At 59.4% G+C, this 2,519-nt stretch carries 1 protein-coding gene and 1 pseudogene; one reads left to right on the forward strand and one right to left on the reverse strand.

The annotated features are described in order from the left end of the window. Positions 1–186: 186 nt before the first annotated feature. Positions 187–876 (reverse strand): GNAT family N-acetyltransferase, encoded by a 690-nt coding sequence (locus VD17_RS28580; protein WP_046056757.1) that lies wholly within the window; start codon positions 874–876, stop codon positions 187–189. Positions 877–1,223: 347 nt separating this feature from the next. On the opposite strand from VD17_RS28580, the pseudogene VD17_RS32780 reads away from it, so the two are divergent. Further along, positions 1,224–2,519 (forward strand): annotated as a pseudogene (locus tag VD17_RS32780) (copper oxidase); the annotation flags it as partial.

The raw sequence follows: 2,519 nt of genomic DNA on the forward strand, positions 1-2,519 counted from the left end.
GGGCGCACACAAAAAAGCCCGGCATTTGGCCGGGCTTTGCGCGTCTGATCGGATTCGATCCAACAACCAACACAAGACCAATGTGGGAGCGAGCTTGCTCCGGGCGGCGTTCCGACGATAGCGGTTGATCATTCAACATCAATATCGACTGATCCGCCGCCATCGCGAGCAAGCTCGCTCCCACAGTTAACCGAGTTCGCCCAGTCGCTCGCGCACAAACTCATTCGCTTTTCGCGTCATCTGGTCCAGATGTCGGTCACGCTGTTTTTCCGCATCGTGCATGGCCCGCTTGCCGTGTTTTTGCAGCAGGTACGTATGAATCTGTCGCACCTCCAGCGAGCTGTAGATCGACGCCACGTCCAGCACGCCCATCAAGCCGTCGGTGCCGTGGTCGCGGGTGTTCATCAGCACTTGAGTCGCGCGTACGCCCACTACCTGAAACCCCATTGCCTCAAAATACGGAACCTTGGCCACCGCGCACGTCAGCTCGGCATGCGGGTAGCGGCCGACCATCTCCCGCAGCATCCGCCGGGCAATGCCTTGGCGTCGATGGCTGGCACTCACCGCCATATACGCAACACCGCATGCATCGGGATCGTCCTTGACCGGCAGGTACAGCAAGAAGCCGACGACCTTCTCGGGGTCGTCTTCGTCGGTCGCGACGAGCAACTCCACCGCAATCCCTTTCGCCCCGTTCAATGCCTCCAGGTAGAGGTGAACCTCGTAGCCGATCGCGTACTGGTACACGTTGTACAACAGGTTGCTCGGCGCGATAGCGACCATGCTGATGTCGGTCAGGTAATCGACCACCATTTGCAGGATCTGGCTATTGATGTGCTCAGGGCACGGGGTTTTGAAATGGGTGATCTGGGGCATTCGTGGCTCTGATTCTGGGGCGGACGTGAAGAATGTGTTCGCGGGCGTGCCTATCATAACGTGCTGTCTCAGCTTTACCCGCAAAACCTGGCCTTGATGATCGTTCCCCAACAGTGAGGAATATCCCCCATATGTAAGCACTGCTTTCACCCGTCGACGGCATAGACTCAATTCAACTTACTGATTATTAATAATTTTTATCTCCTAACGACGCATGGCGCGGCTTTTGCTTCGACCCTTGCAGCGCAGCTGCTATTTGGGCATGAGGCGAGGGGAAAACCATGAAAATCGCATCATCGGAGCACAGCTCACTGGTCTTCTTTCGAGGGCCGGGAGCCTTCTCCGTGATGCTGATCACCTTCAGCCTGACCACGGCCAGTGCTGCACCGCTCGATGATTTCGGGCCGCCGCCACCGACAGATCCCTCGGCCTTCACCAATCAGCCCGCCGATCCCAATGCAGCGCTGGAGGCATTGAAAACCTTGCCGGCGGCCAATCAAGGGGCATTGGCCCTGCCCAACGGCGTATTCGGTGACAGAAACACACCACGGGCCGACAACGTGCTGCCGCCGAACTTGCAGACGTCGTTCAACTTCCCCACTAATGGGAAACCCAGCCCCTTGTTCGGGGCCGAACCGTTCACCCAGCAACTGTTGCTGTTCGAAGAGCTCGGTTCGGAAAAACTCGACCCGACCACCCCGCCACCGCTCCTGACATTCCCGGTGCCCACCACCGGCCCGGCGCCCCAGCAAGACCCGAACAACGTCGCCCGCAGCGGCCCGTCGAGTGCCGCGATTGAAGCGTTCATGCGCCAGCCGGGGCTATTTCCGTTCCCGTCGCAGTTTTCCAATGTGCTGGACCGCAACCCGTGGAAGGCGCAGATCGAAGCCTTCCTCAATCGCCACCCGGTGGGTTCGCCCGCCGAAGGTCGGCCACCGGGAAAAGGCTGGTCGCATCAGCGCTGGAACGAGTTTTTTCCTCAGGTTCAGTTCAAGACCGTGCAAATGGGTGCACGGACCAATCAGGGCCTGCGTGACAGAAAACAACTGCACAACTACGCCAACGGCGAATTCGCCCCCGGCGGGCTCTACTACCAAACCTCGGACATCCCTGAAACCGCGGGCACCACGCGGGGCATCGACGTGCGTTTTCATTCCCGGATGCCGGTGCAGAATCACAACTCGCTGTGGACCTTCGACGGCACTGTACCGCCCAAATTGCTGATGGTCCGCAACGGCCAACCGTTGCTGATGCGTCACTACAACGCTCTGCCGATCGACCCGGCGGCCAACGCCGGTTTTGGTCTGCACACCCTCAGCACCCACGAACACAACGGTCACTCCCCCGCAGAAAGCGACGGCTTTGCAAACGCGTTCTTCTTTCCGGGGCAGTACTACGATTACCGCTGGCCGCTGCAACTGGCCGGTTACGACAGCATCAACACCAAGGCGCAGGATCCGCGCGCAGCGTTCCCCTGTTCAGCGGGCGAAACGCTGTATGTCAACGACGCCAACCCGGGACTGAAGACATGTGCAAACGGCAGCATCAAGATCCGTGGCGACTGGCGCGAAACCATGAGCACCCACTGGTTCCACGACCACATGCTCGATTTCACCGCGCAGAACGTCTACAAGGGCAACGCG

It is taken from the genome of Pseudomonas fluorescens (genome assembly GCF_000968015.1).
Lineage (GTDB): Bacteria > Pseudomonadota > Gammaproteobacteria > Pseudomonadales > Pseudomonadaceae > Aquipseudomonas > Aquipseudomonas fluorescens_W.

Coding starts and splice junctions, on each gene's coding strand:
- VD17_RS28580 (WP_046056757.1), bottom strand. CDS start 876: ATGCCCCAGATCACCCATTTCAAAACCCCGTGCCCTGAGCACATCAAT.